Source organism: Streptomyces eurythermus, from assembly GCF_014649115.1.
In the GTDB taxonomy this organism is placed as follows: domain Bacteria; phylum Actinomycetota; class Actinomycetes; order Streptomycetales; family Streptomycetaceae; genus Streptomyces; species Streptomyces eurythermus.
In genome coordinates this window covers 377,041-402,787 of record NZ_BMSK01000003.1, presented here as the reverse complement: position 1 = coordinate 402,787, position 25,747 = coordinate 377,041, and the positions used below count along the sequence as shown (strand labels likewise).

The following is a 25,747-nucleotide window of genomic DNA, read 5'->3' as shown; positions in this document are numbered from 1 at the left end:
GTGACCACGTCCGTTCCGAGTTCCTACGAGGAGTGATTGATATGTCCGAGGTGAAGCTCACCGCCGAGACCCGTACCGAGTTCGGCAAGGGTGCGGCCCGTCGCATCCGCCGTGACAACAAGGTGCCGGGTGTTCTGTACGGCCACGGTTCCGACCCGCTGCACCTGACCCTGCCGGGTCACGAGCTGCTGCTGGCGCTGCGTACGCCGAACGTCCTGATCTCCCTGGACATCGACGGCAAGACCAACGAGCTGGCGATCCCGAAGGCCGTGCAGCGTGACCCGCTGAAGGGCTTCCTGGAGCACGTCGACCTGCAGCTGGTCAAGCGGGGCGAGAAGGTCCAGGTCGAGATCCCGGTGCACACCGAGGGCGAGCTGGCCCCGGGTGGCAACCTGCTGGAGCACGTCCTGGACGCGCTGCCGGTCGAGACCGAGGCCACGCACATCCCCGAGTCGGTCACCGTGTCCATCGAGGGCCTGGAGGCCGGTGCCTCCGTCCTCGCCAAGGACATCACCCTGCCGTCCGGCACCACGCTGGCCGTCGAGGACGACGCGGTCGTGCTGCAGGTCCTGGCCGCTCAGGCCGAGGAGACCGAGGGCGAGTCCGCCGAGGGTGAAGAGGCTGCCGAGGCCTGAGCCTCGTAGTCGTCGTTTCGTCAGCCGCTGTTCCCGTGGGGGGCAGCGGCTGGCGCGTATTCGAGGAGAGATGGACGTGACCACTCCCGCCAGTGCCCCTTGGCTGATCGCCGGGCTCGGCAATCCGGGGCCGGAGTACGCGATGAACCGGCACAATGTCGGTTTCATGGTGGCGGATCTGCTCGCGGAGCGGATCGGGGGGAAGTTCAAGCGGGCGGGCAAGGCGCAGGCTCAGGTGGTGGAGGGCCGGATCGGTCCGGCCGGGCCGGCGAGCCGTCGGGTGATCCTGGTGAAGCCGCTGTCGTTCATGAATCTGTCCGGTGGTCCGGTGAACGCGCTGCGGGATTTCTACAAGGTTCCGGTGGGGAACATCGTGGCGGTCCATGACGAGCTGGACATCGACTACGGCACGCTGCGGCTGAAGCTGGGCGGCGGGGACAACGGGCACAACGGTCTGAAGTCGATGACGAAGGCGATGGGGCCGGATTATCACCGGGTGCGGTTCGGGATCGGCCGGCCGCCGGGGCGGATGCAGGTGGCGGATTTCGTGCTGAAGGACTTCTCGTCGGCGGAGCGCAAGGAGCTGGACTACTTCGTGGACCGTGCGGCGGACGCGGTGGAGTGTCTGGTGACCGAGGGGCTGGAGCGGGCGCAGGGGGCGTACAACTCGTGAGGGTGCCCTCCGGGTGGGCGGGGTGACGTACAACTCGCGACTTGTCCGCCCAGGCCGCCCACCGGAGTTGACCGCTCGTAGGGGTATGGCCAATGATCCCGGCCATGCCTGCCACCGCCAGTACCGCTCGTCAGGCGTCCGGGACCGCTTTGCGGTTCGGCCGGGTCGCCGTGATGGGTGCGCTCGCCGCGCTGATCCTGTTCGCCGGGGTGTGGGGTTCCTGGGGGACCGCACAGCACGTGATGCTGGCGAAGGGGCGTGAGTCCGGCACGGTGCGGGTGACGCGGTGTGCCGGGGAGACCTGTACGGGGCCGTTCACGCCGGTGTCGGCGGGGGGACGGGCCCGCGGAAGCGTGGAGCTTGACTCGTCCGTGGCGGTGCGCGCGGGGGCGGTGTACGACGTGGTGCTGAAGCCCGGCACCGGGGAGGCGGTGCGGTCCGGTCCGGCGGGGATCCTGCTGGCGTGGCTGCCGCTGGGCGGTGCGCTGCTGCTGGCGTCGGTGGTGGTCGCGGGCGGGATGCGGCTGACGCGGCCGGCGTGGGTGCTGGGGCTGGCCGGTGCGGGGCTGCTGACGGCGGCGTTCGTGGCGGTGCGGTGAGCCGAGCCGGAGAAGCCGTGAGCCGAGCTGAGAAGGAAAGGGGGTGCCCCCGGGGTCGTACGGCCTCGGGGGCACCCTCTTCTCGCGGCTGGTCAGCGGCTGGTCAGCCGGTGTTGCGCAGGCCCGCCGCCACGCCGTTGACGGTGAGGAGCAGGGCGCGGGAGAGCAGCGGGTCGGGGTCGACGCCGGCCGCGACCGCTTCGCGCTGGCGCTTGAGCAGGGCGACCTGGAGGTAGGAGATGGGGTCCAGGTAGGCGTCGCGGATGGCGAAGGTCTGCTTGAGGACGGGCTGGGCGTCCAGCAGTTCCTTCTCGCCGGTGACCTTCAGGACCTCGGCGACGGTCAGCTCGTGTTCGGCCTCGATGGTGTCGAAGACGTGCTTGAGCTCGTCGGGGACGAGGGTGTCGACGTAGTGGCGGGCGATCCGCAGGTCCGTCTTGGCGAGGGTCATCTCGACGTTGGAGATGAAGTTGCGGAAGAAGTGCCACTCCTGGTGCATCTCGTCGAGGACGGTGTCCAGGCCGGCCTCGCGCAGGGCCTTCAGGCCGGAGCCGACGCCGAACCAGCCGGGGACGATCTGCCGGGACTGGGTCCAGCCGAACACCCAGGGGATGGCGCGCAGGCCGTCGAGCGAGACGCCGGAGCCGGGGCGGCGGGAGGGCCGGGAGCCCAGGTGCAGGTCGGCGAGCTGGTCGACCGGCGTCGACGCGAGGAAGTACGTCGGCAGGTCCGGGTCCTCGACGAGCCGGCGGTAGGCGGCGTGGGCGGCGTCGGAGACGACGTCCATGGCCGCGTCCCAGCGGGCGAGGGCCTCGTCGGACTGGCGGGGGGCGGTGTGCAGGGCGGAGGCCTGCAGGGTGGCCGCGACCGTCAGTTCCAGGTTCTCCCGGGCGAGGGAGGGGATGAGGTACTTGTCGGAGATGACCTCGCCCTGCTCGGTGACCTTGATCTCGCCCTCCAGGGTGCCCCAGGGCTGGGCGAGGATGGCGTCGTGGGAGGGGCCGCCGCCGCGGCCGACGGTGCCGCCGCGGCCGTGGAAGAGGCGCAGCCTCACGCCGTAGCGGTGGGCGACGTCGCGCAGCCGGCGCTGGGCGCGGTGGATCTCCCACTGGCTGGTGGTGATGCCGCCGAACTTGGAGGAGTCGGAGTAGCCGAGCATGACCTCCTGGACGTCGCCGCGCAGCGCGACCAGGCGCCGGTAGGACGGGTCGGAGAGCATGTCCTCCAGGATGGTGTCGGCGGCCTTCAGCTCGTCGGTGGTCTCCAGCAGCGGGACGATGCCGATCCTGGCCCAGCCGGCGTGCAGGTCGATCAGGCCGGCCTCGCGGGCGAGGACGGTGGCGGCGAAGACGTCGTCGGCGCCCTGGCACATGGAGATGATGTAGGACTCGATGACCTCGGGGCCGAAGACCTCCAGGGCCTTCTTGACCGTCTGGAAGACGCCGAGGGTCTTCTGTCCGGCGGCGTCGACGGGGGCCGGGGTGGGGGCGAGCGGCCTTCTGGAGCGCAGTTCCTTGGCGAGGAGCTTGGCCCGGTACTCGCGGGGCATGTCGGCGTAGCGCCAGGACTCCTCGCCGAGCCGGTCGAAGAGCTGGCCGAGGGCGTGGTGGTGGGCGTCGGCGTGTTCGCGGACGTCCATGGTGGCGAGCTGGAGGCCGAAGGCGCCCAGGGTGCGGATGGTGCGGGCCAGGCGGCCGTCGGCGAACAGGCCGCCGCGGTGTTCGCGCAGGGAGGCCTGGATGATCCGCAGGTCGTTCAGCAGCTCGGCGGTACCGAGGTAGTCGCGGCCGTCCTCGTGCGGGGTGCCCTTGGCGAGGCGCTGCTTGGTGTTGACCAGCTTCTGCCGGACGCAGGTGGCCTTGAGCCGGTAGGGCTCCTCGGCGTTGAGGCGCTTGTAGCGGGGGCTGATCTCGGGGAGCAGCTCCAGGTCCTTCTGGAGGGAGTCGAGCAGCTCCTGGGTGGCTCCGGTGTAGCGGATGGAGTTGGAGAGCAGGCCGCGCAGTTCGTCGATCGTCTCCAGGGCGTCGTTGATGCCGTGTTCGTGCTGGAGGATGAGGATGTCCCAGGTGACCTGGGGGGTGACGTTGGGGTTGCCGTCGCGGTCGCCGCCGATCCAGGTGCCGAAGGTGAGCGGGCGGGTGTCGTCGGGGAGCTTGACGCCGACGCGCTCGAGTTCCGCGGTGAGGTCCTCCAGGACGTCGCCGACGGCGCCGGCGTGGAGTTCGTCCAGGTAGTAGATGGCGTTGCGGGCCTCGTCGGCGGGTTCGGGGCGTACGACGCGCAGCTCGTCGGTCTGCCAGACGAGGTCGATGTTCTCGGCGAGGCGGACGTCGTGGCGGCGGCGGTCGGTGTCGAGGACGGGGGTGTCCAGGAGGGCCGCGATGCGCCGCAGCTTGTTGAGGACGGACCGGCGGGCGGCCTCGGTGGGGTGGGCGGTGAAGACCGGGCGGACGTTGAGGTTCTGCACGGTCTGGCGCAGGTGCTCGGGGTCGGCGTCCTTGAGCCGGTCGGCGGTGCGGGAGAGCAGGCCGCCCTCGGCGGCGCGGCGGGCGCGCAGCTCGCGGCCGCGGTGCACCTGCTCGGTGACGTTGGCGAGGTGGAAGTAGGTGGAGAAGGCGCGGACCAGCTTGGCCGCGGTCTCCAGTTCTGTGCCACGCAGCAGCTCGGCGGCGGCTTCGCCGTCCTCGCGGGTGAGGCGGCGGACCTTCTCGACCAGTTCGAGGAGTTCGGGGCCCTCCTGCCGGACGAGGGTCTCGCCCAGGAGGTCGCCCAGCCGGCGGATGTCGGCGCGCAGCTCGCTGCTGGTTGTGGTGGTCTGGTCGTCGGCACTGCTCACAGGTTGCGGCTCCTTGCAGTGTTGAAGCTCGGCTGGCGGGGAACCCGGCCGGCCACCGCGCGCGGCGGGGCGCCGCATACGGGCCGTGGCGTCCGGGAAGGAAACTTCAGCGGACCGCGCTGTCCGACCGGTTCCAAGGATAGGTGGCGATGTGGACGCGCAGGGTCTGGGGCTCTTGCCGCGGCATGACGCGCTGCCATACTTACGATGCCGTAGGTTACGGAACCGTAGGGAAGTACCGTCGAGTCCCGTCCGGTCCCGGCGGCCCCGGCAATCCGACTCGATTCTCGACCCCACAGGGGACGCGTATGACCTCAAGCTCCGATGTGATCGCAGAGGCCCGTGAGGCCACCGACACAGCTGTTCCTTCCGCCACGCTGGGCGGTGAGCGGAAGCGTTCGATCGAGCAGATCACGCTGCTGCTCTTCATCACGGTGCCGTTCCTGGCGCTGGTGGCGGCGGTGCCGCTGGCCTGGGGATGGGGGGTGAGCTGGCTCGATCTGGGCCTGCTGGTGTTCTTCTACTTCCTCGGCTGCCACGGGATCACGATCGGTTTCCACCGGTACTTCACCCATGGTTCGTTCAAGGCGAAGCGGCCGCTGCGGATCGCGCTGGCGATCATGGGGTCGCTGGCGGTGGAGGGTCCGCTGGTGCGGTGGGTGGCCGATCACCGCAAGCATCACAAGTTCTCCGACGCCGAGGGCGACCCGCACTCTCCGTGGCGGTTCGGGGAGACGGTTCCGGCGCTGATGAAGGGCCTGTGGTGGGCGCACATCGGCTGGATGTTCGACGAGGAGCAGACCCCGCAGGAGAAGTACGCGCCGGATCTGATCAAGGACCCGGCGATGCGGGCGATCTCCCGGCAGTTCGTGATGTGGACGCTGGTGTCGCTGCTGCTGCCGCCGCTGATCGGCGGTCTGGTGACGATGTCGTGGTGGGGCGCGTTCACCGCGTTCTTCTGGGGTTCACTCGTCCGGGTGGCGCTGTTGCACCATGTGACGTGGTCGATCAACTCGATCTGCCACGCGGTGGGCAAGCGGCCGTTCAAGTCGCGGGACCGTTCGGGCAACGTGTGGTGGCTGGCGATCCTGTCGTGCGGCGAGTCCTGGCACAACCTGCACCACGCCGACCCGACCTCGGCGCGGCACGGGGTGATGCGCGGCCAGCTGGACTCCTCGGCGCGGTTCATCCGCTGGTTCGAGCGGCTGGGCTGGGCGTATGACGTGCGCTGGCCGTCACGCTCGCGTATCGATTCGCGGCGGAACACCGAGGAAGGCGGCTCCCGGCGCCGGAGGGAAACCGCCGAGGCGGCATGATTGACGCCGTGGCGACCGACTCCAGCAGCACTTCAGGCAACGACAAGCAGCGGCGGACCCGCCGGACCCGTATGACCGGTGCCGAGCGCCGCCAGCAGCTGCTGGAGATCGGTCGCACCCTTTTCGCGGCGAAGGGCTTCGAGGGCACGTCGGTGGAGGAGATCGCGGCGAAGGCCGGGGTGTCCAAGCCGGTGGTGTACGAGCACTTCGGCGGGAAGGAGGGGCTGTACGCGGTGGTGGTGGACCGGGAGATGCGCCGCCTGCTGGACATGGTCACCAGCTCGCTGACCGCCGGCCATCCGCGTGAGCTGTGCGAGCAGGCGGCGTTCGCGCTGCTGGACTACATCGAGGAGTACACGGACGGGTTCCGCATCCTGGTCCGGGACTCGCCCATCCCGCAGTCCACGGGGTCCTTCGCGTCCCTGATCTCCGATATCGCCACCCAGGTGGAGGACATCCTGGGCCGCGAGTTCAAGTCGCGGGGCTTCGATCCGAAGCTCGCCCCGCTCTACGCCCAGGCGCTGGTCGGCATGGTGGCGCTGACCGGGCAGTGGTGGCTGGACGTGCGCCGGCCGAAGAAGGCGGAGGTGGCGGCGCACCTGGTGAACCTGGCGTGGCACGGACTGGACGGCCTGGAGCCGAAGCCGCGGTTGATAGGTCACCGCAAGGCGTAGGCCGTGAACCGGGTTCACAGCGTCCCGTTCAGCGGGGTGACTTCACGGCGACTTCAGCGGGGCGACTTCAGCGGGGCGGCTTCACGGCGACCGCGAACAGGCGGCGAAAGGGCAGGACCGTGCCGTAGGGGGCGCTCGGGTAGGCGGTGCGCAGCAGGGTCCGGTACTCGGTGAGGAAGGCTTCGCGCGCCTCGGGGTCGTCGGCGAGGGCGGTCAGGGCGGGGCGCAGCGCGGTGCCCTTCGCCCAGTCGAGCACCGGGTCCTCGCCCTGGAGGACGTGCTGGTAGGTGGTCTGCCACACGTCGGCCGCGCAGCCCAGGCGGGCGAGGCGGTCCAGGTAGAAGCCGGGGGTGTGCACGGAGTCGGTGGCGCGTACGGCGCCGGCCAGGCGGGAGCGCCAGCGGGGCGCGGCGGCGAGGTCGCGCAGCAGGGTGTGCAGCGGGGCGTCGAGGTTGTCGGGGACCTGGAAGGCGAGGGTGCCGCCGGGGGTGAGGGCGGCGGTCCAGTCGGCGAACCGGTCGGCGTGGCCCGGCACCCACTGCAGGGTGGCGTTGGAGACGATCAGGTCGTACGGCTCCCCTGGTGTCCAGGTCGTCACGTCGGCGTGGGCGAAGTCGAGCCGGCCGCCACCCGCCGTGGGTCCCTCGTGGCCGGTGCGGGCCCGGTCGAGCATCTCGGGGGAGTTGTCGTAGCCGGTGATGCGGGCGGTGGGCCATCGTTCGGCGAGCAGGGCGGTGACGTTGCCGGGGCCGCAGCCGAGGTCGGCGACGCGGGGGCGGTCGCGGGGCGGGTCCGGGACGCGCGCAAGGAGGTCGGTGCAGGCGCGGGCGCGGTGGCCGGCGTGGCGGAGGTACCGGTCGGGGTCCCAGCGGGGTGTGGTCATGGGTCCACTGTCCCCGCAACTTATCTCTATATCAAGAGGCTCGATATCAAGAGACTTCATGTCGACACAACCACTACACTGATCTCCATGGAGGACGAGGTCGATCGGCTGGTCGCAGCGTGGCGCCGGGAGCGCCCGGACCTCGACGTGGAGCCGCTGGAAGTGCTGAGCCGGGTGAGCCGGCTCGCCCGGCATCTGGACCGCGCCCGCCGGCTCGCCTTCTCCGAGCACCAGCTGGAGCCCTGGGAGTTCGACGTGCTGACCGCGCTGCGGCGCGCGGGCACGCCCTACCAGCTCTCCCCCGGCCAGCTGCTGACACAGACCCTGGTCACCTCGGGCACGATGACCAACCGCATCGACCGGCTGGCGAAGAAGGGCCTGGTGGAGCGGCTGCCCGACCCCAGCGACCGGCGGGGCGTGCTGGTCCGGCTGACCGACGAGGGCCGGGACCGCGCGGACCAGGCGCTGGCGGGACTGCTGGAGCAGGAGCGGGCGATCCTCGCCGAGCTGTCCCGCGCCCAGCGCGCGGAGCTGGCCGGGCTGCTACGCCAGCTGACCGCCCCGTTCGACAACATCCCCGGCTAGGTCCACCGGCCCCACCCCGGCCCGCCGGGCGAGCGCGACGGCCGCCAGTGTGGAGTGGACGCCCAGCTTGCCGAGGACGTTCTGCATATGGGTGCGGACGGTGTGCGGGGAGAGGAACAGCCGTTCGGCGACGGCCTTGCGGCCCAGCCCCGCGACCATGCAGCGCAGCACCTCCCGCTCCCTGGGGGTGAGGGACTCCACCAGCCGCTCGCTCTCGGTGCGGTGCCGGCGGGCCGCCGTCAGCTCTTTGAGCACCCCGGTGAGCAGCGCGGGCGGCAGATGCGTCTCGTCGCGCAGCACGCCCCGTATCACCGTCAGCAGCCGGGACAGCGAACAGTCCTTGGCGACCCAGCCGGAGGCGCCGGCCTGGAGGGCGAGGGCCGCGCGGCGCGGGTCGTCCTTGTCGGCGAGGACGACGGTGCGGACGCCGGGCTGGGCGGTGCGCACCCCGGCGACCAGGGAGATGCCGTCGACCAGTCCCTCCTCGTTGCCGTCGCGCACCGGTACGGCCGGGCGGGCGCCGGGCGGGGGGCCGCCGAGGTCGGCGTCGACCAGCAGCACGTCGTAGCGGCGGCCCTCGCCGGCCGCCCGCTCCAGGCAGCGCAGCGCGGCCGGGCCGCTGCCGGCCGCGAAGACGTCGACGTCCGGTTCGGCGGCCAGGGCGGCGGCCAGCGACTCGGCGAAGATGCGGTGGTCGTCGACGACCAGGACTCGGATACGAACCACGTAACCCCCTTCCCCGGGCTCCGCGTGGAGCAGGGGATGTGCAAGGTCCGGAAAGCTCCGGAATGAGCCGGCTTCCGGGACGTACCCGGAGAATGTCCGCCGGAACGACGACGGGCACGGGCACGACACCGGCGGACAGGGGCGAGACGCCGCACGGCCGCCGCCGTGGCGAAGACTGCCACCCCCGACCGCGGGCGCCGTACCCGCGTGTCTCGCCCCCTGAGCGGCACCGGCCCCCACCGGTGCTGTTCCACAGAGTACGGATGCGGGCACGCAGCGGAAGGAGATTTGCAGAACTGACCCTCCGGCACGTTTATGGTGTGCCGCATGTTTCGTATCGAGACGGAAGTCGACAAGGCGCGACGCGATCTGCTCCGCTCACGCTTGCGGGACACCAATACGGCCGCGTCCCCGGTGCTGGCCGCGCTGCGCGGCACCCCCGGCGAACGCGAGGCCCCGCTGCACGTGTGGGGGCTGGACGCCGCCGGGGACCTGGCGGGCGGGCTGGTCGGCCACACCTGGACGACCTGGCTGCACGTCACCTACCTGTGGGTCGACACCCGGCACCGCGGCACGGGCCTCGGCTCCCGCCTGCTCGCCGAGGCGGAACGGCTGGCCACCGCCCGCGGCTGCACCGCCGCCCGCGTGGAGACCTGGGACTTCCAGGCCCCCGCCTTCTACCGGAGACAGGGCTACGAGGTGGTGTGCGTGATCCCCGACTACCCGCCGGGGATCACGGAGTACACCCTGACCAAACGCCTGGGCTGACGGCGGGTCAGACCAGCCGCCGGGCGCCCGCCGACGGGACCGCCTCGAAGACGCGGGGGGCGGTGAGGCCCGCCGCGGCGAACGCCGCCTCGACGGACTTCGTCAGCGTCTCGACGTCCGCCGCCTCCGCCAGGACGATCGCCGAGCCGCCGAAGCCGCCGCCGGTCATCCGGGCGCCGAGGGCGCCGCCGGCCAGGGCGGTGTCGACCACCAGGTCCAGCTCCGGGCAGGAGATGCGGAAGTCGTCGCGCAGGGAGGCGTGGCCCTCGGTGAGGACCGGGCCGATGGCGCGGGGGTCGCCGGCCCGCAGCAGGGCGACCGTGCGTTCGACCCGCTCGTTCTCCGTCACGACGTGGCGGACCAGGCGGACGACCTCCTCCTCGTCGCCGAGGCGGGCGAGGGCCGCGTCCAGGCCGTCGTACGGGATGTCGCGCAGGGCGTCGACGCCGAGCAGGGCCGCGCCCTTCTCGCAGCCGGCCCGGCGCTTGCCGTACTCGCCGCCGCTGTGCGCGTGCTTGACCTGGGTGTCCACCACCAGCAGGCGCAGGCCCGCGGCCGCGAGGTCGAAGGGGATCTGCCGCTGGGACAGGTCACGGGTGTCCAGGAACAGCGCGTGGCCCGCCTCGCAGCAGGCCGACGCCGTCTGGTCCATGATGCCGGTGGGCGCGCCGACGTAGACGTTCTCGGCGCGCTGGCACAGCCGGGCCAGCCGCCAGCCCTTCAGGCCCAGGCCGTACAGGTCGTTCAGGGCGAGCGCGATCACCACCTCCAGGGCGGCGGAGGAGGACAGGCCCGCGCCCGTGGGGACCGTGGACGCCAGGTGGACGTCGGCGCCGGTGATCTCGTGGCCCGCCTCGCGCAGCGCCCAGACCACGCCCGCCGGGTAGGCCGTCCAGTCGTGGTCGCCGCCGGGCGCGAGGTCGTCCAGGCGCAGCTCGGTGATATCGCCCCCGATGTCCGCCGAGTGCAGGCGCAGGACGCCGTCGGTGCGGCGGGAGACCGCCGCGACCGCCTGGTGCGGCAGGGCGAACGGCATGACGAAGCCGTCGTTGTAGTCGGTGTGCTCGCCGATCAGGTTGACCCGGCCCGGCGCCGCCCAGACGCCCTCCGGGCCCGCCCCGTACAGCTCCGCGAAGCGGTCCGCGACCTGCTGTGCCCCCACTAGTGCTCCCTCGTGATGCTCTGCGCGAACTCCCACGCGTCCGCGACGATGCCCGCGAGATCCGCGCGGGTCGGGTTCCAGCCCAGCTTCTCGCGGGCGGTGTCCGCGGCGGCGACCAGGACCGCCGGGTCGCCTCCGCGGCGCCCCGCGGTCACCTCGGGGACCGGGTGGCCGGTGACCTCGCGGACGGTCTCGATGACCTCGCGCACGGAGAAGCCGTTGCCGTTGCCGAGGTTGCAGATCAGGTGCTCGCCGGGGGCGGCGGCGCCCAGGGCCAGCAGGTGGGCCTCGGCCAGGTCCGCCACGTGGATGTAGTCGCGCACGCAGGTGCCGTCGGGGGTCGGGTAGTCGTCGCCGTAGACCGAGATGGCCTCGCGGCGGCCCTGGGCGACCTGGAGGACCAGCGGGATCAGGTGCGACTCGGGGTCGTGGCGCTCGCCGTACGCGCCGTAGGCGCCGGCCACGTTGAAGTAGCGCAGGGAGACCGCGGCCAGGCCGTGGGCGTGCGCCTCGCCGGTGATCATGTGGTCGACGGCGAGCTTGGAGGCGCCGTAGGGGCTGGTGGGCCGCGTCGGGGCGGTCTCCCGGATGGGGGTCTGCTCGGGCTCGCCGTAGGTCGCCGCGGTGGAGGAGAACACCAGCTTGCGCACGCCGGCCTCGCGCATCGCGGCGAGCAGCGCCATGCTGCCGCCGACGTTGTTGTCCCAGTACTTCTCCGGCTTCAGCACCGACTCTCCGACCTGCGAGAACGCCGCGAAGTGCAGCACGCCGTCGAAGGAGGCATCGAGCCACTTGGCGGCGTCGCGGATGTCGCCCTCGACGAAGGCGGCCCCGGCGGGCACCCCGGCGCGGAAGCCGGTGGAGAGGTTGTCGAGGACGGTGACCTCGTGCCCGGCCTCCAGCAGGTGCTGGGCCACGACACTGCCGACATATCCGGCGCCACCCGTCACCAGGTACTTCATGAACTCGCTACCTCTCGCAGTCGCTCGGCCGCGCGCTCCGGCGGCACGTCGTTGATGAACACGCTCATGCCGGACTCGGAACCCGCGAGAAACTTCAGTTTGCCGGAAGTGCGGCGGATGGTGAAAAGCTCGAGGTGGAGCGCGAAGTCGTCGCGCGTCACACCGTCGAACTCCTCCAGCGTGCCGAACGGCGCCTGGTGCCAGGCGGCGATGTACGGCGTCGGGGGCTCACCCTCGCCGAAGATCCGGTCGAACCGCCTCAAGAGTTCCAGATACACCTGGGGGAACTCTGTGCGGGCCGCCTCGTCCAGCGCGAGCAGGTCGGGCACCCGGCGCCTGGGGTACAGGTGGACCTCGTACGGCCAGTGGGCCGCGTACGGCACGAACGCCACCCAGTGTTCACCCTCCAGGACGACCCGCTCGTCGGCCAGTTCGCGTTCCAGGACCGCGTCGAACAGGTTCTCCCCGCCGGTGGCCTCCTTGTGCGCGGCGAGCGAGCGGAGCATCAGCGCCGTGCGCGGGGTGGTGAAGGGGTAGGCGTAGATCTGCCCGTGCGGGTGGCCCAGGGTCACGCCGATCTCGGCGCCGCGGTTCTCGAAGCAGAACACCTGCTCCACGGAGGGCAGATGGGACAGCTCGGCGGTGCGGTCCGTCCACGCGTCCAGCACCAGGCGGGCCTGCTCCGGGGTGAGGTCGGCGAAGGAGGCGTCGTGGTCGGGGGTGAAGCAGACGACCTCGCAGCGGCCGGAGTCGCCGGCGAGGGAGGGGAAGCGGTTCTCGAAGACCACCACGTCGTACGAGGAGTCCGGGATCTCACTGAGCCGGTCGCCGCGCGTGGGGCACAGGGGGCACTCGTCGGCCGGCGGGTGGTAGGTGCGGCCCTGGCGGTGCGAGGCGACGGCGACGGCGTCGCCGAGCAACGGGTCGCGGCGGATCTCGGACGTGGTGACCGTACGGTCCAGGGGACGCCGGTCGGCCGCGTCGCGCACGGTGTCGTCCCGAAGGTCGTAGTAGATCAGCTCACGACCGTCGGCAAGCCGGGTCGGGGTCTTCTTCACGCCGGACTCCTCCACACCCTCACTCCATCACTCAACACAATCAAACATAACAGACCACAACTCGACACCCTCGCGCTCGATCACAATCAAACAAAGAACACCAGTCAAAGTGTTCAAATAACGAACACGGCGGCGTAGGTTCCGCTTGGATCAGTTCGCGCAACGAAGCGAGTGCTCATGCAAACCCCCACATACGCCCCCACCTCCCTGGCGGCGGAGCTACGGCTCCCCACCAACTGGCTGGACTACACGATCCTGGCGATCTACTTCGTCGTCGTCCTCGGCATCGGTCTCGCCGCCCGCCGCTCCGTCAGGACCAGCCTCGACTTCTTCCTCTCCGGACGCTCGCTGCCCGCCTGGATCACCGGCCTCGCCTTCATCTCGGCGAACCTGGCGGCCACCGAGATCCTGGGCATGGCGGCCAACAGCGCCCAGTACGGCGCCTACACCGTCCACTGGTACTGGATCGGCGCCATCCCCGCCATGGTCTTCCTCGGCCTGGTGATGATGCCCTTCTACTACGGCAGCAAGGTCCGCTCGGTCCCCGAGTTCCTGCTGCTGCGCTTCGACAAGGCCGCCCACCTGCTCAGCTCCGCCCTCTTCGCGTTCGCCGCGGTGCTGATCGCCGGCGTCAACCTCTACGCCCTCGCGCTCGTCGTCGAGGCCCTGCTCGGCTGGCCGCAGTGGGTCGCCATCGTCGTCGCCGGCGCCCTGGTGCTCGGTTACATCACCCTGGGCGGCCTGTCCTCGGCGATCTACAACGAGGTGCTCCAGTTCTTCGTGATCCTCGCCGCGCTCATCCCCATCACCGTGCTCGGCCTGAAGAAGGTCGGCGGCTGGGACGGACTGACCGACAAGCTCACCGCGCGGCACGGCGCCGACTTCACCACGGCCTGGGGCGGCACCGGCATCGGCGAGGCCAACCCGCTCGGCGCCAACTGGCTCACCATCGTCCTCGGCCTCGGCTTCGTGCTCTCCTTCGGCTACTGGACGACCAACTTCGCGGAGGTGCAGCGCGCCCTGTCCGCGAAGAACCTCTCCGCCGGGCAGCGCACCCCGCTCATCGCCGCCTTCCCGAAGATCTTCATCGTCTTCCTGGTGATGATCCCCGGCCTGGTAGCCGCCGCGCTCGTGCCGAACATCGGCAGCAAGCAGTCCGGGCTCGAGTACAACGACGCCATCCCCTACCTGATGCAGGAGCTGCTGCCCAACGGCGTGCTCGGCATCGCCGTCACCGGTCTGCTGGCGGCCTTCATGGCGGGCATGGCGGCGAACGTGTCGTCGTTCAACACGGTGTTCACCAACGACATCTGGGCCAAGTACGTGGTGCGCGGCCGCGAGGACGAGTACTACGTGCGGTTCGGCCGGCTGATCACCGTGATCGGCGTCTGCGCCTCCGTCGGCACGGCGTTCCTGGCGTCCTCGTTCTCGAACATCATGAGCTACCTGCAGACGCTGTTCTCCTTCTTCAACGTGCCGATGTTCGTCGTCTTCATCGTCGGCATGTTCTGGAAGCGCGCGTCCGCCAAGTCCGGCTTCTGGGGCCTGCTCGCCGGCACCACCGCGGCGATGATCAACTACTTCGTCTTCTACAAGAAGGGCGTCATCTCCATCCCCTCCGACCAGGGCGCCAACTTCGTCTCCGCGATCGCGGGGTTCGTCGCCGGCGCGGTCGTGATGATCGCGGTGTCCCTGTTCACCAAGCCGAAGCCGGCGGAGGAGCTCCAGGGCCTGGTCTACGGCACCCGCTCCCCCGGCATGTCCGAGCCGCCCGCCGAGGGCGACGACGCGTGGTACCGCAAGCCGGCCCTGCTGGGCTGGGGCGCGGTCGTCCTGGCCGCCGCCTGCTACATCCCGTTCTCGTTCTGACGCGGGAGGATCGAGGAAACCATGACCGAGCGTCCTGAGCACCGACCGGAGCACTACACCGAGCACGACGTCCAGCGGGAGGTCTCCGAGCTGGAGACCAAGTCCGCGACGGCGGCCCGCATCTTCGATCTGCGCCGCATCATCGGCGGACTGTTCGTGGTCTACGGCGTCATCGTCACCCTCACCGGGATCACCGACTCCCAGGCCGCGATCGACAAGGCCGAGGGCGTCAACATCAACCTGTGGACCGGGATCGGCATGCTGCTGCTGGGGATCTTCTTCCTGGCGTGGCTGAAACTCCGGCCCACGGTGCTGCCGCCGGAGGACGACCGGACGGAGTAGCGCGCCCCTCCGGGACGCCTAGGCCGGGCCCGTGTATCGACGTGGCCCGGCCCGTTCCAGCAGGCCCGTGCGGGCGGCCAGGGCCGCCGCCTCCAGGCGGGAGCCGACACCCAGTTTCATCAGGACCCGCTGGACATGGGTGCGGGCCGTGCTGGGGGCGATGCCCATGCCCGCGGCGATCAGCCGGGTGTCCTCGCCGTCGGCCACCCGGATCAGCACCTCCACCTCGCGCGGCGTCAGCATCTCCAGCAGCCGCTGGGCCTCGTCATCGGGCTGCGCGGCCGGGTTCAGCAGCTCCCCGAACGCGCCCTGGAGCAGCTGCGGGGCGACGGCCGCCTCCCCGGCGCGGGCCTTCGTCATGGCCCGCTCGACGCCCTCGATCCGCTCGTCGTGCCGTACGTACCCCGACGCGCCCGCCGCGAAGGCCGCCGCGATGCCGCGCGGCGACGGCACCGGGCCGAGCACCACCACCGCCACCTGCGGACGCTCCCGCTTGATCTTGACCACCGGGTCGAAGGCGCCCGGCTCGGCCGGTGCCGCCGTACCCAGCAGGCACACCTCGGGCGCCCGCGCGATCACCAGGTCCGCCGCGCCCGCGGCCGGCGCCGCCGCGGCGACCACCCGGTGCCCGCGCAGCTTGAGCGCCGACGCCAGCGCCTCCGCGAGCAGGCGATGGTCGTCGACGACCACGAGCCGCACTCCCATTGAGCAACCCCCCAGTCCCCCCGGCACCCCCCGCGCTTCATGCCCCCGGAAGCTACACGCTTGTTCGACGTCGCGCTGCCCCTCCAGAAGAGAAGTGCCCCGGATCGATGAAATCCGGGGCACCACTGGGCAGTTCACTCGTTCGGGCGAGTCCGGCGACGGGGCCGGCGGCCGGTCAGCCGTCCGTGCCGAACGCCATCACCAGGTACTCCTGGTCGTACGTCCGGTCGCGCTTGTGGGCGAACTGGGCCGACATGTACAGGCGGCCCTTGCCGAAGAGCACCTCGGCGTACTCGGGCAGCAGGCTGGTCTCCGCCGTGTGCACGCTGCGCTCGGCGGGGTTCTCCAGCAGCTTGGTCACCTTGAAGGTGCCGCCGTCGATGCTGACGACCTGGCCGCCCTTGTTGTACGGCGGCGCGTTGTAGGCCAGCAGGTTGCCGCCGTCCATGCGCAGCGGGGAGAGCGTGTAGCCGTCGCCGGCCTCGGCGCGCTGCCCGGTCGGCTTGCCGGTGCGCAGGTCGAAGGCGACGATCTCGTTCGTCCTGCTGTACTGGGCCTGGCCGTCGTGCGGCTCGGTCATCAGGTACAGCCTGCCGTTGCCGGCGACGACCTGGTTGCAGCCCTCGACGCGGGTGATGCCGTCGCAGCGGCCGCCGTAGGTGTCGCTGGGCGCGGCGATCCGGGCGAGCAGCGCGCCGGTCCTGCCGTCGATGGAGAAGTAGTCCGAGACACCGCTGCCGTCGCCCGCGGCGTCGCCGACGTCGGCGGCGACCACGAGGGGGTCGGTGGAGACGACGGACGCGTACTCGACGCCGTCGGGCATCGTGTACTCGGAGATCACCTTGCCGGTCTTCGGGTCGATGTTCTGGATGTGCAGCTTCCGGCTGCTGGACACGCCGCACTTGCGCACCGCGACCAGCCGGGCGCCGCCGCCGTATCCGTCGTCGGCGCAGGAGTCGCCCGCCTTGGGCTGCCACAGCGCCTTGCCGGAGTCGATGTCGAACGCGGCACCGCCGTCGGTGCTGCCGACCGCGACCGTGTGCTGGGCGACCGTCACATTCTCGAAGGTGACCGGGTAGTCACCGGATTTGGCCGACTTCGTCCACAGCCGCTTGCCCGCGGCGAGGTCGATCGCGGCGACCTGGCTGCACCCCTCGGAGGAGCCCTTCGCGGGCATCTTCGGCTGGAAGGTGACCGCCGTCCGGCCGTCGTCGTTCACATGGTCGCTGGCCGCGCAGATCGGGCCGGGCAGCTTGACCGTCCACAGCCGGGTGCCCCGGACCGGGTCGTAGCCGGTGATCTCCGCGATGCCGCTCTTGGCGTACACCGTGTCGGTCAGCCAGGAGCCGGAGGTGACGACCGTGTCGTCCGTCGTGGGGAGCGGCACCTTGAACAGCACCTTGGCGGCCGGGTCGGCCGGCGCCTTCTCCTTGCCGCCGCCCCCGCTCACCGGGCCGCCGGAGCCGCCGCCCGCGGAGCCGGTCTGGCCGGCGGAGGAGACGGGGTCGTGGGAGTGGCTGTCGTCCCCGGCGGACCCGGCGTACCAGATGCCGCCGCCGACGATCAGCGCGATGGCGGCGACCGCCGCCACCACGATGAACAGGGTGGTGTTCCGCCGGCCGCCGCCCGGCACCGGCCGGGGCGTCATCGGCGCGGTCGGCGGCTGCCCCGGGCCCGGATAGCCGTAGCCCGGCTGGGTGCCCGGCACGGGTGGGGCGGGCTGGGCGTAGGGGTTGTGCGGCTGGGGGGCGTAGCCGGCGGGCGGCTGAACCCCGTACGCCGGGGGCTGGGCCGGCGGGGCCGGCGGCTGCTGGGCGTACGGGTTCGGCTGCGCGCCGGGCGGGCCGTAACCGGGCCCCGACGGGGGCGGCGGATAGCCGTACCCCGGCTGCGGGGGCGGCGGCGGATAGCCGTAGCCCGGCTGCGGGGGCTGGTGGGGCGGTGGCGGCTGGGTCATGGCGACGGGTACCTCGGTGACGCTCTGCGGACGGACGGCGAGAAAGGGACGCGGGAAGGCGGGAGCCGGCGCCCGGCTCAGTCGCCGAAGGCCATGATCAGCTTCTCCTTGGAGTCGTCGTCGCCGGACAGCCGACCCGAGGAGATGAACAGCCGCCCGCCGGACCAGTCCAGGACCCCGTCGTAGAAGGTGTTCTCGACACCGGCGGCGCCCCGCGGGTTGCGCAGCAGCGCGGTCGTGCCGTGGGAGGACCCGGCCGTCGGCACCGACACCACCTGGCCGCCGCTGTCGTACGACGGCTGCACATACGCGATGAGCTTGCCGCCCTCGGTCTTCACCGGGTACATCGGCCGGTCGCCCGGGGACTTCACCCGCCACTTCTCCTTGCCGTCGGCGAGGCCCACGGCCACGATCTCGTTGGCGCTGACGGTGGCGTCGGTGGGCAGGTAGAGCGTGTCGCCGTCGACCGCGACGCCCTGGCAGCCCTGCAGCTCTCGCTCCAGGATCGCCCAGCCGCAGCGGGGGGCGAACTTTTCGTCCACCGCGACCTGCGAACGGACCTTGCCGTCGTCGGCGATGACGGAGATGTTCCAGGTCTTCTTCTCGCGGTTGGTCAGATAGACCACGAGGGGGTCGACCGAGTAGGTACGGCTGACCTCCCAGCCCTTCTTGAGCTTCTGCGTCCAGCGCACGGTGCCGTTCGCCGGGTCCAGCTCCTGGAGCTCCTCGTGCTCGTCGGAGCCGCCGACGCCGCAGGAGGACACCTGGATCAGCCGGTCGGTGCCGCCCGCGTAGGCGGCCGGGAAGCAGGCCGAGCCGTACCGCTTCTTGTCGTACAGCTTCTTGCCGCTGTCGATGTCGTACGCCGTGCCCGACTGCGAGCGGCCCACCATCAGCGTCCTGCCGCTGACCGTCAGCTCGATGGTGAGGGCGCTGTCGAACAGGCCGCCGTCGGCGACCTCGCCGCTCCAGCCCTTCTCGCCGGTGCGCAGGTCGAGCTGCTGGAGCTGGTTGCACTTGGCGTGCTCGCCGCCACCGCTCATGTACGCCACGACGATCTTGTCGTCGGCCGACTTGTGCGGGGTGACCGCGCAGATCTTCTGCGGGAAGGAGACCGGTCCCCAGGCGGCGCGGCCGTCCGCGGCGCCGAAGGCGAAGACCTGCTTGTAGGCCGCCTTCACCGCGGTGTCGCCGGCGATCCACATGCCGGGCGCGTCGGCGCCGGACGCGGGGGCGTCGGGGGGCGGCGCGTACCAGAGGACCTTGGCCTCGCCGGGGCCGCGTCCGTCGTTGAGGTGGTCGGGGTCCGCGCCGCCGGAGGTCGTCGGCGAGGCGGTGGCGGAGTGCCCGGGGCCGTCGCTGCCCTGGGCGACGGGCTTCTTGCCGCCGCCCTTGTCATCACCGCCGGCGGTGACCGCGAACACCGTGCCGCCGATGACGAGCAGTGCGGCGACCGCGGACCCGACGACCAGCGCCGTCTTCTTCTTCGAGGCCGGCCCGCCGGCCGGGGCGCCGGGTATGCCGGGCGCGGCCCCGGGCATGCCCGGGTACGGCGGCTGCGGCGGCTGTCCGTAACCGGGCTGCGGGGCGCCGTACGGGCCCGGCTGCTGCGGCGCCTGCTGCGGGTACCCGTAGGGGCCCTGCTGCGGCTGGCCGTAGGGGCCCGGGGCGTTGCCGTACGGGCCCGGCTGCGGGTAGCCGTAGCCCGGCGGGGGCTGCGGGGGCGCGACGGGGGGCTGGGGCGCGCCGAAGCCGCCCTGCGCCGGAGGTGCCTGCGGGGGCGGAGGGGCGCCGAAGCCGCCCTGGGCGGGCGGGGGTTGGGGCGCGCCGAAACCGCCCGGCTGCGGCGGCTGCTCCTGTGGTGCTCCTGGTGCTCCGAACCCGCTCTGCGGCGGCTGGTCGGGCGGCTGGGTCATCAGCGCTCTTCCCCCTCGTTCACTGATTTTTAGCCACGCCCCGAAGCACGCGACGGACGGCTCTGGGCCGTTTATCAGACGGTTTTCAGACGGCTCTTTCTATCACCCGGCGGTGACAGCACAGGGGGCCGTGCCCTCCCCGGTTCCCAAGGGAGGACCGGCCCGTGACGCCGTCGTTACGCGTCTTCACGCCCCCTTCACCCGGCGCACGCGCCCCCTCCGCGCGCCGGGTCGAGGGTCAGGCGTCCTCCGCCAGTTCCAGCCAGCGCAGCTCCAGTTCCTCCCGCTCCCCGGCGAGGTCCCGCAGCTGGGCGTCCAGTTCGGCCACCTTCGCGAAGTCGGTGGCGTTGTCGGCGATCTGCGCGTGCAGCTTCGACTCCTTCTCGGAGATCTTGTCCAACTGGCGCTCGATCTTCTGGAGTTCCTTCTTCGCGGCGCGCTGGTCGGCGGCGCTCTTCTCCGCGGTGACCGGCTTGGGCGCCGCGGCGGCGGTCCGCTCGGCGACCTCCTCCTCCATGCGCCGGCGCCGCTCGAGGTACTCGTCGATGCCGCGCGGCAGCATCCGCAGGGTGCCGTCGCCGAGCAGCGCGAACACCCGGTCCGTCGTCCGCTCCACGAAGAACCGGTCGTGGGAGATGACGATCATCGAGCCGGGCCAGCCGTCGAGGACGTCCTCCAGCTGGGTCAGGGTCTCGATGTCGAGGTCGTTGGTGGGCTCGTCCAGGAAGAGGACGTTGGGCTCGTCCATGAGCAGCCGCAGCAGCTGGAGCCGCCGCCGCTCGCCGCCGGAGAGGTCCCCGACCGGCGTCCACTGCTTCTCCTTGCCGAAGCCGAACGTCTCGCACAGCTGCCCGGCCGTCATCTCGCGCCCCTTGCCGAGGTCGACGCGCTCCCGGACCGCCTGCACGGCCTCCAGCACCCGCCAGGTGGGGTCGAGTTCGGCGACCTCCTGGGAGAGGTAGGCCAGCTTGACCGTCCTGCCGACGGTGATCCGGCCCCCGGCGGGCTGCTCCTCGCCGTCGGTGCGGGCGGCGGCGGCCATGGCGCGCAGCAGCGAGGTCTTCCCGGCGCCGTTGACGCCGACCAGGCCGATCCGGTCGCCGGGCCCGAGCTGCCAGGTGACGTGCTTGAGCAGGACCTTCGGCCCGGCCTGGAGGGTGATGTCCTCCAGGTCGAAGACCGTCTTGCCGAGCCGGGAGGAGGCGAACTTCATCAGCTCGCTGCTGTCCCGGGGCGGCGGCACGTCCGCGATCAGCTCGTTGGCGGCCTCCACCCGGAAGCGCGGCTTGGAGGTCCGCGCGGGCGCGCCGCGCCGCAGCCAGGCCAGCTCCTTGCGGATCAGGTTCTGCCGCTTGGCCTCCTCGGTGGCGGCGATCCGCTCGCGCTCGGCGCGCGCGAAGACGTAGTCCGAGTAGCCGCCCTCGTACTCGTACACGTCACCGCGCTGCACATCCCACATGCGGGTGCAGACCTGGTCCAGGAACCAGCGGTCGTGGGTGACGCACACCAGCGCCGAGCGCCGGTTGCGCAGGTGCTCGGCGAGCCAGGCGATGCCCTCGACGTCGAGGTGGTTGGTGGGCTCGTCCAGGACGATCAGGTCCTGTTCCTCGATGAGCAGCTTGGCCAGCGCGATCCGGCGCCGCTCACCGCCGGAGAGCGGTCCGATGACGGTGTCCAGCCCCTTGGGGAAGCCCGGCAGGTCCAGCCCGCCGAACAGTCCGGTCAGCACGTCCCTGACCTTGGCGTTGCCGGCCCACTCGTGGTCGGCCATGTCGCCGATCACCTCGTGGCGGACGGTGGCGGCGGGGTCGAGGGAGTCGTGCTGGGTGAGCACGCCGAGCCGCAGCCCGCCGGCGTGCGTGACCCTTCCGGTATCGGCCTCCTCCAGCTTGGCGAGCATCCGGATGAGGGTGGTCTTCCCGTCGCCGTTGCGTCCGACGACCCCGATCCGGTCCCCTTCCGACACGCCGAGCGAGACGCCGTCCAGCAGGGCACGGGTGCCGTAGACCTTGCTGACGTTCTCGACATTGACCAGGTTGACGGCCATTTCACTCCTGTGCGCGGGGCGGTATCGACATGCGGCTCCACCGTGTGGGTCAGCCTTCTAGCGTAGGGCTTCGGGGGTGAGGGGCGGGGCGCGAGGGGGTTGTCACTCTTTGTGATGACGTGATCGGGATTGGGCCGCTACGGTGGAGGGCAGGCACCAGGATCTTGTCCATGGGAGGAACCATGACAGCCCAGCCTGCTGAGCAGTCGGGGTGGCGAATGCCCCCGCTGGACGGCTACACCATCGACGACCTGCTCACCCTGCCGGATCTCCCGCCGCACACCGAGCTGATCGACGGGAGCCTGGTCCTCGTGAGCCCGCAGCGCTACTTCCACTCCGCCGCGATCGACCTGCTGGTGACCGGCCTGCGCAGCACCGTACCGTCCGACCTGAAGGTGGCACGCGAGATGACGGTGGTACTGGACAGACGTAACGGGCCTGAGCCGGACATCTCCGTGATCAAGGCGGAGGCCAGGAAGGGGCTGAGGCAGACGTACTTCGAGGGGAAGGATGTCGTCCTCGCCATCGAGGTTGTCTCCCCGGAGTCCGAGGCCCGCGACCGGCTCACGAAGACGCACAAGTATGCCGCAGCGGGTATCCGCTACTACTGGCTGGTCGAGATGACCGAGCCGGAAGAGCATCCCGCCGTCGAGATCTTCGAGCTGTCGGAGGCCACGGGCACGTACCGGTCGATCGGCACCTACCGGGACCGCGTCAAGGTCGACAAGCCCTACCCCATCGACATCGACCTGACCGCCATCGACAACCTCTGAACCTCAGAGAACCGTCGCCCCCGCCACCGGCCCCGCCGCCACCCGTACCGCCCCGCACGTCCCCGACGCCCGCAGGGCCTCGGCCACCTTCTCCGCCGCCCCGGCGTCCCGCGCGAGGAACGCCGTCGTAGGGCCGGACCCGGAGACCAGCGCGGCCAGCGCCCCCGCGTCGCGCCCCGCGGCCAGCGTGTCCGCCAGTTCCGGGAAGAGGGACAGCGCCGCCGGCTGGAGGTCGTTGGAGACGGTCGCGGCCAGCGCGTCCGGGTCGCCCTTCGCCAGCGCCGCCAGCAGGTCCGCCGACGCCACCGGCTCCGGGATCCGACGGCCCTCGGCCAGCCGGTCGAACTCGCGGAACACCGCCGGGGTGGACAGCCCGCGCCCGGCCATCGCGAACACCCAGTGGAAGGTGCCGCCGGCCTCCAGGGCGGTCAGCCGCTCACCGCGCCCGACGCCGAGCGCCGCCCCGCCGACCAGGCTGAACGGCACATCGCTGCCCAGCTCGGCGCAGATCTCCAGGAGTTCCTCGCGCGAGGCGCCCGTACCCCACAGCGTGTCGCAGGCGAGCAGCGCGGCCGCGCCGTCCGCGCTGCCGCCCGCCATGCCGCCGGCGACCGGGATGTCCTTGGCGATGTGGAGGTGCACGTTCGGCTCGATGCCCCGGCGTCCGGCGAGGGCGATCGCCGCGCGCGCGGCGAGGTTGGTGCGGTCCAGGGGGACCTGGCCGGCGTCCGGGCCCTCGCAGGTGATCCGCAGCTGCGCCGCCGGGGTCGCCGTCACCTCGTCGTAGAGGCCGACGGCGAGGAAGACGTTGGCGAGGTCGTGGAACCCGTCGGGGCGGGCGGCGCCCACCGCGAGCTGGACGTTGACCTTCGCCGGGACGCGTACCGTGACGCTCACTTGCCGCTCTCCTTGTGTTCGGCGATCCGCGCGAACTCCTCGACCGTCAGCGACTCCCCGCGTGCCTGCGGCGAGACCCCGGCCGCGACCAGGGCCGCCTCGGCCGCCGCCGCGGAGCCGGCCCAGCCGGCGAGCGCGGCCCGCAGGGTCTTGCGGCGCTGCGCGAACGCCGCGTCGACCACCGCGAAGACCTCCCGCTTGGAGGCGGTCGTCCTGATCGGCTCGGTCCGCCGGACCAGGGACACCAGTCCGCTGTCGACGTTCGGCGCCGGCCAGAACACGTTCCGGCCGATGGCCCCGGCCCGCTTGACCTCGGCGTACCAGTTGGCCTTCACGGACGGCACGCCGTACACCTTGTTCCCGGGCGCGGCGGCGAGCCGGTCGGCGACCTCGGACTGCACCATCACCAGCGTCCGCTCGATACTCGGGAAGGTGTCGAGCATGTGCAGCAGCACCGGCACGGCCACGTTGTACGGCAGGTTCGCCACCAGGGCCGTCGGCGCGGGGCCGGGCAGCTCGGTGACGTGCATCGCGTCGGAGTGGACCAGCGCGAACCGGTCGGCGCGGCCGGGCATGCGCGCGGCGATGGTCGTGGGCAGGGCCGCGGCCAGGACGTCGTCGATCTCGACGGCGGTGACCCGGTCGGCGACCTCCAGCAGCGCGAGGGTGAGCGAGCCGAGCCCGGGGCCGACCTCCACCACCACGTCGTCGGGGCGGACCTCGGCGGTGCGGACGATCCGGCGGACGGTGTTGGCGTCGATCACGAAGTTCTGGCCGCGCTGCTTGGTGGGGCGGACACCGAGCGCTGCCGCGAGCTCACGGATGTCGGCCGGGCCGAGGAGGGCGTCGGGGGTGGGGCTGGTCACGGGACAAGGGTACGGGGGTGCGGGGGGCCGGGGTGCCGGGGGAGGCGCGAGCGGCGGGCCGGGGGGCTACCCCCGCAGCCTCGCGCCGCAGTGCGGCCACGGGCTCGCGCCCCGCCGCACGTACAGCTTCTTCGCGCGGTACGTCTGTTCCTCCGGGGAGGCGTCCTGGGGGCGGCCCCTGCCGCCGAGGCTGTGCCAGGTGCGGGTGTCGAACTGGTAGAGGCCGCCGTAGGTGCCCGAGGGGTCGACGGCGTCCGGGCGGGCGCCGGACTCGCAGACGGCGAGGGCGTGCCAGTCGAGGGGGCCGGTGTCGTGCACGGAGGCGGGCCGCGGCCGGGTGCCGACCTTCACCACCTGGGTGCGGGGCGCGCGCACCAGCTCGGTGCTCTCCGGGCGCGGGCGCTGCCGGACCCCGTTGACGGTGCGCACGTAGTAGACGGTGCGGCGCAGTCCGGGCCGGCCGGGCTGGGTGACGACCTCGGTGCCCTGGAAGAGCGCGGGGTCGGTGATCCGTACGGCCGGGAACGGGATCGGCTCCTCGTGAACCTCGCGCCGGCCGGTCACCCGCAGCACGGTCACGGTCTGTCCGTCGCGCGGGAAGCTGTCCCCCGGGACGGAGAGGGTGTCCTGGCCGCGCAGGGTGATCCCGGCCTCCTCGACCACCTCCCGGACGGTGGCCGCGTTGGTGCGGACGGTCCGGGTCCGGCCGTCGGCCATGACGGTGACGGCCCGCTCGGTGCGCACGTCGAGCGCGAGCCCGGCGCGTGAGATGCGCCGGGAGCGGGAGGCCGACAGATAGGCGCCCTCGGCACGCACCCCCAGCTGCTCCAGCGCGCCGGCCACGGTGTGCGCCGTCGTCCACACCTGCTGCCGGCGGCCGTCCAGGGTGAGCCGCAGGGGGCGGCCGTAGCGCACCGCGACCTCGTCGCCGCTGGTGAGTTCCGTGCCGGGGGCGGGCGCGACCATGTCGTGCGCTCCCACCCGTACGCCCTCCTCGGCGAGCAGCTCGCCCACGTCGTCGGCGAAGGTGTGCAGGGTGCGCCGGTTGCCGTCGACGCTCAGCTCGATCGCCTTGTCCTTGGCGACGAAGGCGGTGGTGCCGCCGGCGAGGAAGGCCACGACGAGCGCCTGCGGCAGCAGACGGCGCACGGCGGATTCGGGGCGCTCCCCACCGCGGACCCTGCGCCGGCGCGCGGCCCGCCCGTCCGGTTCCCCGCCGTCGCCGTCCACCGGGAGGTCTGCCGAGCCGTGGTCGCGGTGCTCGCGTGCCTCCTCCGCCGGCGGCGCGCCCGCGCCCTGCCGTGGCAGCACCGGCTCGCCCGCCCGCGCGTGCGCCGCCGGCTCCGCGTCGTACCGGCCCGGCAGCGCGCCGCCGGGTTCGCCGGGCGGTGCGGCGCCAAGGCCGTACGCCTCATACGTCTCGTACTGCGACTTGCTCACGGCCGACACGCTCCAGAGGGCCAGAGGGGTCCGGATCGGGCCCCCAGAACCTAGCGGA

General features: G+C 71.9%; 23 protein-coding genes. 10 read left to right on the top strand and 13 right to left on the bottom strand.

The window, feature by feature from the left end; genetic code table 11:
* Positions 1-41 precede the first annotated feature (41 nt).
* From IE251_RS07325 to IE251_RS07315, 3 genes are all read left to right on the top strand, one after another.
* Positions 42-635 (top strand): 50S ribosomal protein L25/general stress protein Ctc, encoded by a 594-nt coding sequence (locus tag IE251_RS07325; protein ID WP_189752062.1) that lies wholly within the window; start codon positions 42-44, stop codon positions 633-635.
* Positions 636-705: 70 nt separating this feature from the next.
* Positions 706-1,308, top strand: a complete 603-nt coding sequence (gene pth, locus IE251_RS07320) for an aminoacyl-tRNA hydrolase (RefSeq protein ID WP_189752061.1) — start codon at positions 706-708, stop codon at positions 1,306-1,308.
* A gap of 92 nt (positions 1,309-1,400) precedes the next feature.
* Entirely contained in the window at positions 1,401-1,907 is a 507-nt protein-coding gene (locus IE251_RS07315; RefSeq protein WP_189752060.1) for a hypothetical protein, read from the top strand.
* 103 nt (positions 1,908-2,010) lie between these two features.
* Here IE251_RS07315 and ppc read toward each other — a convergent pair whose 3' ends face one another.
* The gene (gene ppc, locus IE251_RS07310; RefSeq protein WP_189752059.1) at positions 2,011-4,743 is read right to left on the bottom strand and encodes a phosphoenolpyruvate carboxylase; all 2,733 of its coding nucleotides are present in this window, start codon (positions 4,741-4,743) and stop codon (positions 2,011-2,013) included.
* A 308-nt stretch (positions 4,744-5,051) separates the two neighbouring features.
* Here ppc and IE251_RS07305 point away from each other — a divergent pair, with 308 nt between their 5' ends.
* Both IE251_RS07305 and IE251_RS07300 read left to right on the top strand, forming a co-directional pair.
* On the top strand, positions 5,052-6,059 hold the full coding sequence (locus IE251_RS07305; protein ID WP_189752058.1) for an acyl-CoA desaturase: 1,008 nt from the start codon (positions 5,052-5,054) through the stop codon (positions 6,057-6,059).
* Complete coding sequence (locus IE251_RS07300; RefSeq protein ID WP_030778996.1) at positions 6,056-6,733, top strand: TetR/AcrR family transcriptional regulator; 678 nt, start codon at positions 6,056-6,058, stop codon at positions 6,731-6,733. Before IE251_RS07305 ends, IE251_RS07300 begins: the two co-directional genes overlap by 4 nt.
* Positions 6,734-6,800: 67 nt before the next feature.
* Here IE251_RS07300 and IE251_RS07295 read toward each other — a convergent pair whose 3' ends face one another.
* Positions 6,801-7,616, bottom strand: coding sequence for a trans-aconitate 2-methyltransferase (locus IE251_RS07295; protein WP_189752057.1), 816 nt, complete (start codon positions 7,614-7,616; stop codon positions 6,801-6,803).
* An 87-nt stretch (positions 7,617-7,703) separates the two neighbouring features.
* Between IE251_RS07295 and tamR the strand changes: the two genes are divergently transcribed.
* Positions 7,704-8,201, top strand: coding sequence for a MarR family transcriptional regulator TamR (gene tamR, locus IE251_RS07290; protein WP_030616064.1), 498 nt, complete (start codon positions 7,704-7,706; stop codon positions 8,199-8,201).
* On the opposite strand, the gene IE251_RS07285 is transcribed toward tamR, so the two are convergent.
* The gene (locus tag IE251_RS07285; protein ID WP_030779001.1) at positions 8,160-8,927 is read right to left on the bottom strand and encodes a LuxR C-terminal-related transcriptional regulator; all 768 of its coding nucleotides are present in this window, start codon (positions 8,925-8,927) and stop codon (positions 8,160-8,162) included. The genes tamR and IE251_RS07285 overlap by 42 nt on opposite strands.
* 327 nt (positions 8,928-9,254) lie before the next feature.
* On the opposite strand from IE251_RS07285, the gene IE251_RS07280 reads away from it, so the two are divergent.
* On the top strand, positions 9,255-9,695 hold the full coding sequence (locus IE251_RS07280; RefSeq protein WP_229896644.1) for a GNAT family N-acetyltransferase: 441 nt from the start codon (positions 9,255-9,257) through the stop codon (positions 9,693-9,695).
* A 7-nt stretch (positions 9,696-9,702) separates the two neighbouring features.
* Here the strand turns inward: IE251_RS07280 and galK are convergent, their stop codons facing one another.
* From galK to galT, 3 genes are read right to left on the bottom strand one after another with little or no spacing between them, the layout of a single operon-like run.
* Entirely contained in the window at positions 9,703-10,857 is a 1,155-nt protein-coding gene (gene galK / locus IE251_RS07275) for a galactokinase (RefSeq protein ID WP_189752055.1), read from the bottom strand.
* The gene (gene galE, locus IE251_RS07270; RefSeq protein WP_189752054.1) at positions 10,857-11,819 is read right to left on the bottom strand and encodes a UDP-glucose 4-epimerase GalE; all 963 of its coding nucleotides are present in this window, start codon (positions 11,817-11,819) and stop codon (positions 10,857-10,859) included. The genes galK and galE overlap by 1 nt, the downstream gene beginning before the upstream one ends.
* Positions 11,816-12,877, bottom strand: coding sequence for a galactose-1-phosphate uridylyltransferase (gene galT, locus IE251_RS07265; RefSeq protein ID WP_189752053.1), 1,062 nt, complete (start codon positions 12,875-12,877; stop codon positions 11,816-11,818). The genes galE and galT overlap by 4 nt, the downstream gene beginning before the upstream one ends.
* 177 nt (positions 12,878-13,054) lie before the next feature.
* Between galT and IE251_RS07260 the strand changes: the two genes are divergently transcribed.
* Together IE251_RS07260 and IE251_RS07255 are read left to right on the top strand one after the other, a co-directional pair.
* The gene (locus IE251_RS07260; protein WP_189752052.1) at positions 13,055-14,746 is read left to right on the top strand and encodes a sodium:solute symporter family protein; all 1,692 of its coding nucleotides are present in this window, start codon (positions 13,055-13,057) and stop codon (positions 14,744-14,746) included.
* 21 nt (positions 14,747-14,767) lie between these two features.
* Complete coding sequence (locus IE251_RS07255) at positions 14,768-15,088, top strand: hypothetical protein (RefSeq protein ID WP_189752051.1); 321 nt, start codon at positions 14,768-14,770, stop codon at positions 15,086-15,088.
* 18 nt (positions 15,089-15,106) lie between these two features.
* Here IE251_RS07255 and IE251_RS07250 read toward each other — a convergent pair whose 3' ends face one another.
* The 4 genes from IE251_RS07250 to IE251_RS07235 form a co-directional block, all read right to left on the bottom strand.
* Entirely contained in the window at positions 15,107-15,793 is a 687-nt protein-coding gene (locus IE251_RS07250; RefSeq protein ID WP_189752050.1) for a helix-turn-helix transcriptional regulator, read from the bottom strand.
* A gap of 175 nt (positions 15,794-15,968) precedes the next feature.
* Entirely contained in the window at positions 15,969-17,750 is a 1,782-nt protein-coding gene (locus IE251_RS07245) for an outer membrane protein assembly factor BamB family protein (RefSeq protein WP_189752049.1), read from the bottom strand.
* A gap of 77 nt (positions 17,751-17,827) precedes the next feature.
* Positions 17,828-19,666: an outer membrane protein assembly factor BamB family protein gene (locus IE251_RS07240; protein ID WP_189752048.1), complete on the bottom strand. Its 1,839-nt coding sequence runs from the start codon at positions 19,664-19,666 to the stop codon at positions 17,828-17,830.
* 238 nt (positions 19,667-19,904) lie between these two features.
* Positions 19,905-21,713 carry an ABC-F family ATP-binding cassette domain-containing protein gene (locus IE251_RS07235; protein ID WP_189752047.1) on the bottom strand — a complete coding sequence of 603 codons (1,809 nt, stop codon included), beginning with the start codon at positions 21,711-21,713 and terminating at the stop codon, positions 19,905-19,907.
* A gap of 182 nt (positions 21,714-21,895) precedes the next feature.
* Between IE251_RS07235 and IE251_RS07230 the strand changes: the two genes are divergently transcribed.
* On the top strand, positions 21,896-22,486 hold the full coding sequence (locus tag IE251_RS07230) for a Uma2 family endonuclease (RefSeq protein ID WP_189752046.1): 591 nt from the start codon (positions 21,896-21,898) through the stop codon (positions 22,484-22,486).
* A gap of 3 nt (positions 22,487-22,489) precedes the next feature.
* Here the strand turns inward: IE251_RS07230 and IE251_RS07225 are convergent, their stop codons facing one another.
* From IE251_RS07225 to IE251_RS07215, 3 genes are all read right to left on the bottom strand, one after another.
* Positions 22,490-23,383, bottom strand: coding sequence for a 4-(cytidine 5'-diphospho)-2-C-methyl-D-erythritol kinase (locus IE251_RS07225; protein WP_189752045.1), 894 nt, complete (start codon positions 23,381-23,383; stop codon positions 22,490-22,492).
* Positions 23,380-24,249, bottom strand: coding sequence for a 16S rRNA (adenine(1518)-N(6)/adenine(1519)-N(6))-dimethyltransferase RsmA (gene rsmA, locus IE251_RS07220; RefSeq protein ID WP_189752044.1), 870 nt, complete (start codon positions 24,247-24,249; stop codon positions 23,380-23,382). The genes IE251_RS07225 and rsmA overlap by 4 nt, the downstream gene beginning before the upstream one ends.
* 66 nt (positions 24,250-24,315) lie before the next feature.
* Positions 24,316-25,689: a resuscitation-promoting factor gene (locus tag IE251_RS07215; protein WP_189752043.1), complete on the bottom strand. Its 1,374-nt coding sequence runs from the start codon at positions 25,687-25,689 to the stop codon at positions 24,316-24,318.
* Between the last annotated feature and the right edge of the window lie 58 nt (positions 25,690-25,747).

Excerpts from the sequence above, each read along its gene's own strand:
- IE251_RS07325 (WP_189752062.1), top strand. The coding sequence starts at position 42 with ATGTCCGAGGTGAAGCTCACCGCCGAGACCCGTACCGAGTTCGGCAAG.
- pth (WP_189752061.1), top strand. The coding sequence starts at position 706 with ATGGACGTGACCACTCCCGCCAGTGCCCCTTGGCTGATCGCCGGGCTC.
- IE251_RS07315 (WP_189752060.1), top strand. The coding sequence starts at position 1,401 with ATGATCCCGGCCATGCCTGCCACCGCCAGTACCGCTCGTCAGGCGTCC.
- IE251_RS07305 (WP_189752058.1), top strand. The coding sequence starts at position 5,052 with ATGACCTCAAGCTCCGATGTGATCGCAGAGGCCCGTGAGGCCACCGAC.
- IE251_RS07300 (WP_030778996.1), top strand. The coding sequence starts at position 6,056 with ATGATTGACGCCGTGGCGACCGACTCCAGCAGCACTTCAGGCAACGAC.
- IE251_RS07295 (WP_189752057.1), bottom strand. The coding sequence starts at position 7,616 with ATGACCACACCCCGCTGGGACCCCGACCGGTACCTCCGCCACGCCGGC.
- tamR (WP_030616064.1), top strand. The coding sequence starts at position 7,704 with ATGGAGGACGAGGTCGATCGGCTGGTCGCAGCGTGGCGCCGGGAGCGC.
- IE251_RS07280 (WP_229896644.1), top strand. The coding sequence starts at position 9,255 with ATGTTTCGTATCGAGACGGAAGTCGACAAGGCGCGACGCGATCTGCTC.
- galE (WP_189752054.1), bottom strand. The coding sequence starts at position 11,819 with ATGAAGTACCTGGTGACGGGTGGCGCCGGATATGTCGGCAGTGTCGTG.
- IE251_RS07260 (WP_189752052.1), top strand. The coding sequence starts at position 13,055 with ATGCAAACCCCCACATACGCCCCCACCTCCCTGGCGGCGGAGCTACGG.
- IE251_RS07255 (WP_189752051.1), top strand. The coding sequence starts at position 14,768 with ATGACCGAGCGTCCTGAGCACCGACCGGAGCACTACACCGAGCACGAC.
- IE251_RS07250 (WP_189752050.1), bottom strand. The coding sequence starts at position 15,793 with ATGGGAGTGCGGCTCGTGGTCGTCGACGACCATCGCCTGCTCGCGGAG.
- IE251_RS07245 (WP_189752049.1), bottom strand. The coding sequence starts at position 17,750 with ATGACCCAGCCGCCACCGCCCCACCAGCCCCCGCAGCCGGGCTACGGC.
- IE251_RS07240 (WP_189752048.1), bottom strand. The coding sequence starts at position 19,666 with ATGACCCAGCCGCCCGACCAGCCGCCGCAGAGCGGGTTCGGAGCACCA.
- IE251_RS07235 (WP_189752047.1), bottom strand. The coding sequence starts at position 21,713 with ATGGCCGTCAACCTGGTCAATGTCGAGAACGTCAGCAAGGTCTACGGC.
- IE251_RS07230 (WP_189752046.1), top strand. The coding sequence starts at position 21,896 with ATGACAGCCCAGCCTGCTGAGCAGTCGGGGTGGCGAATGCCCCCGCTG.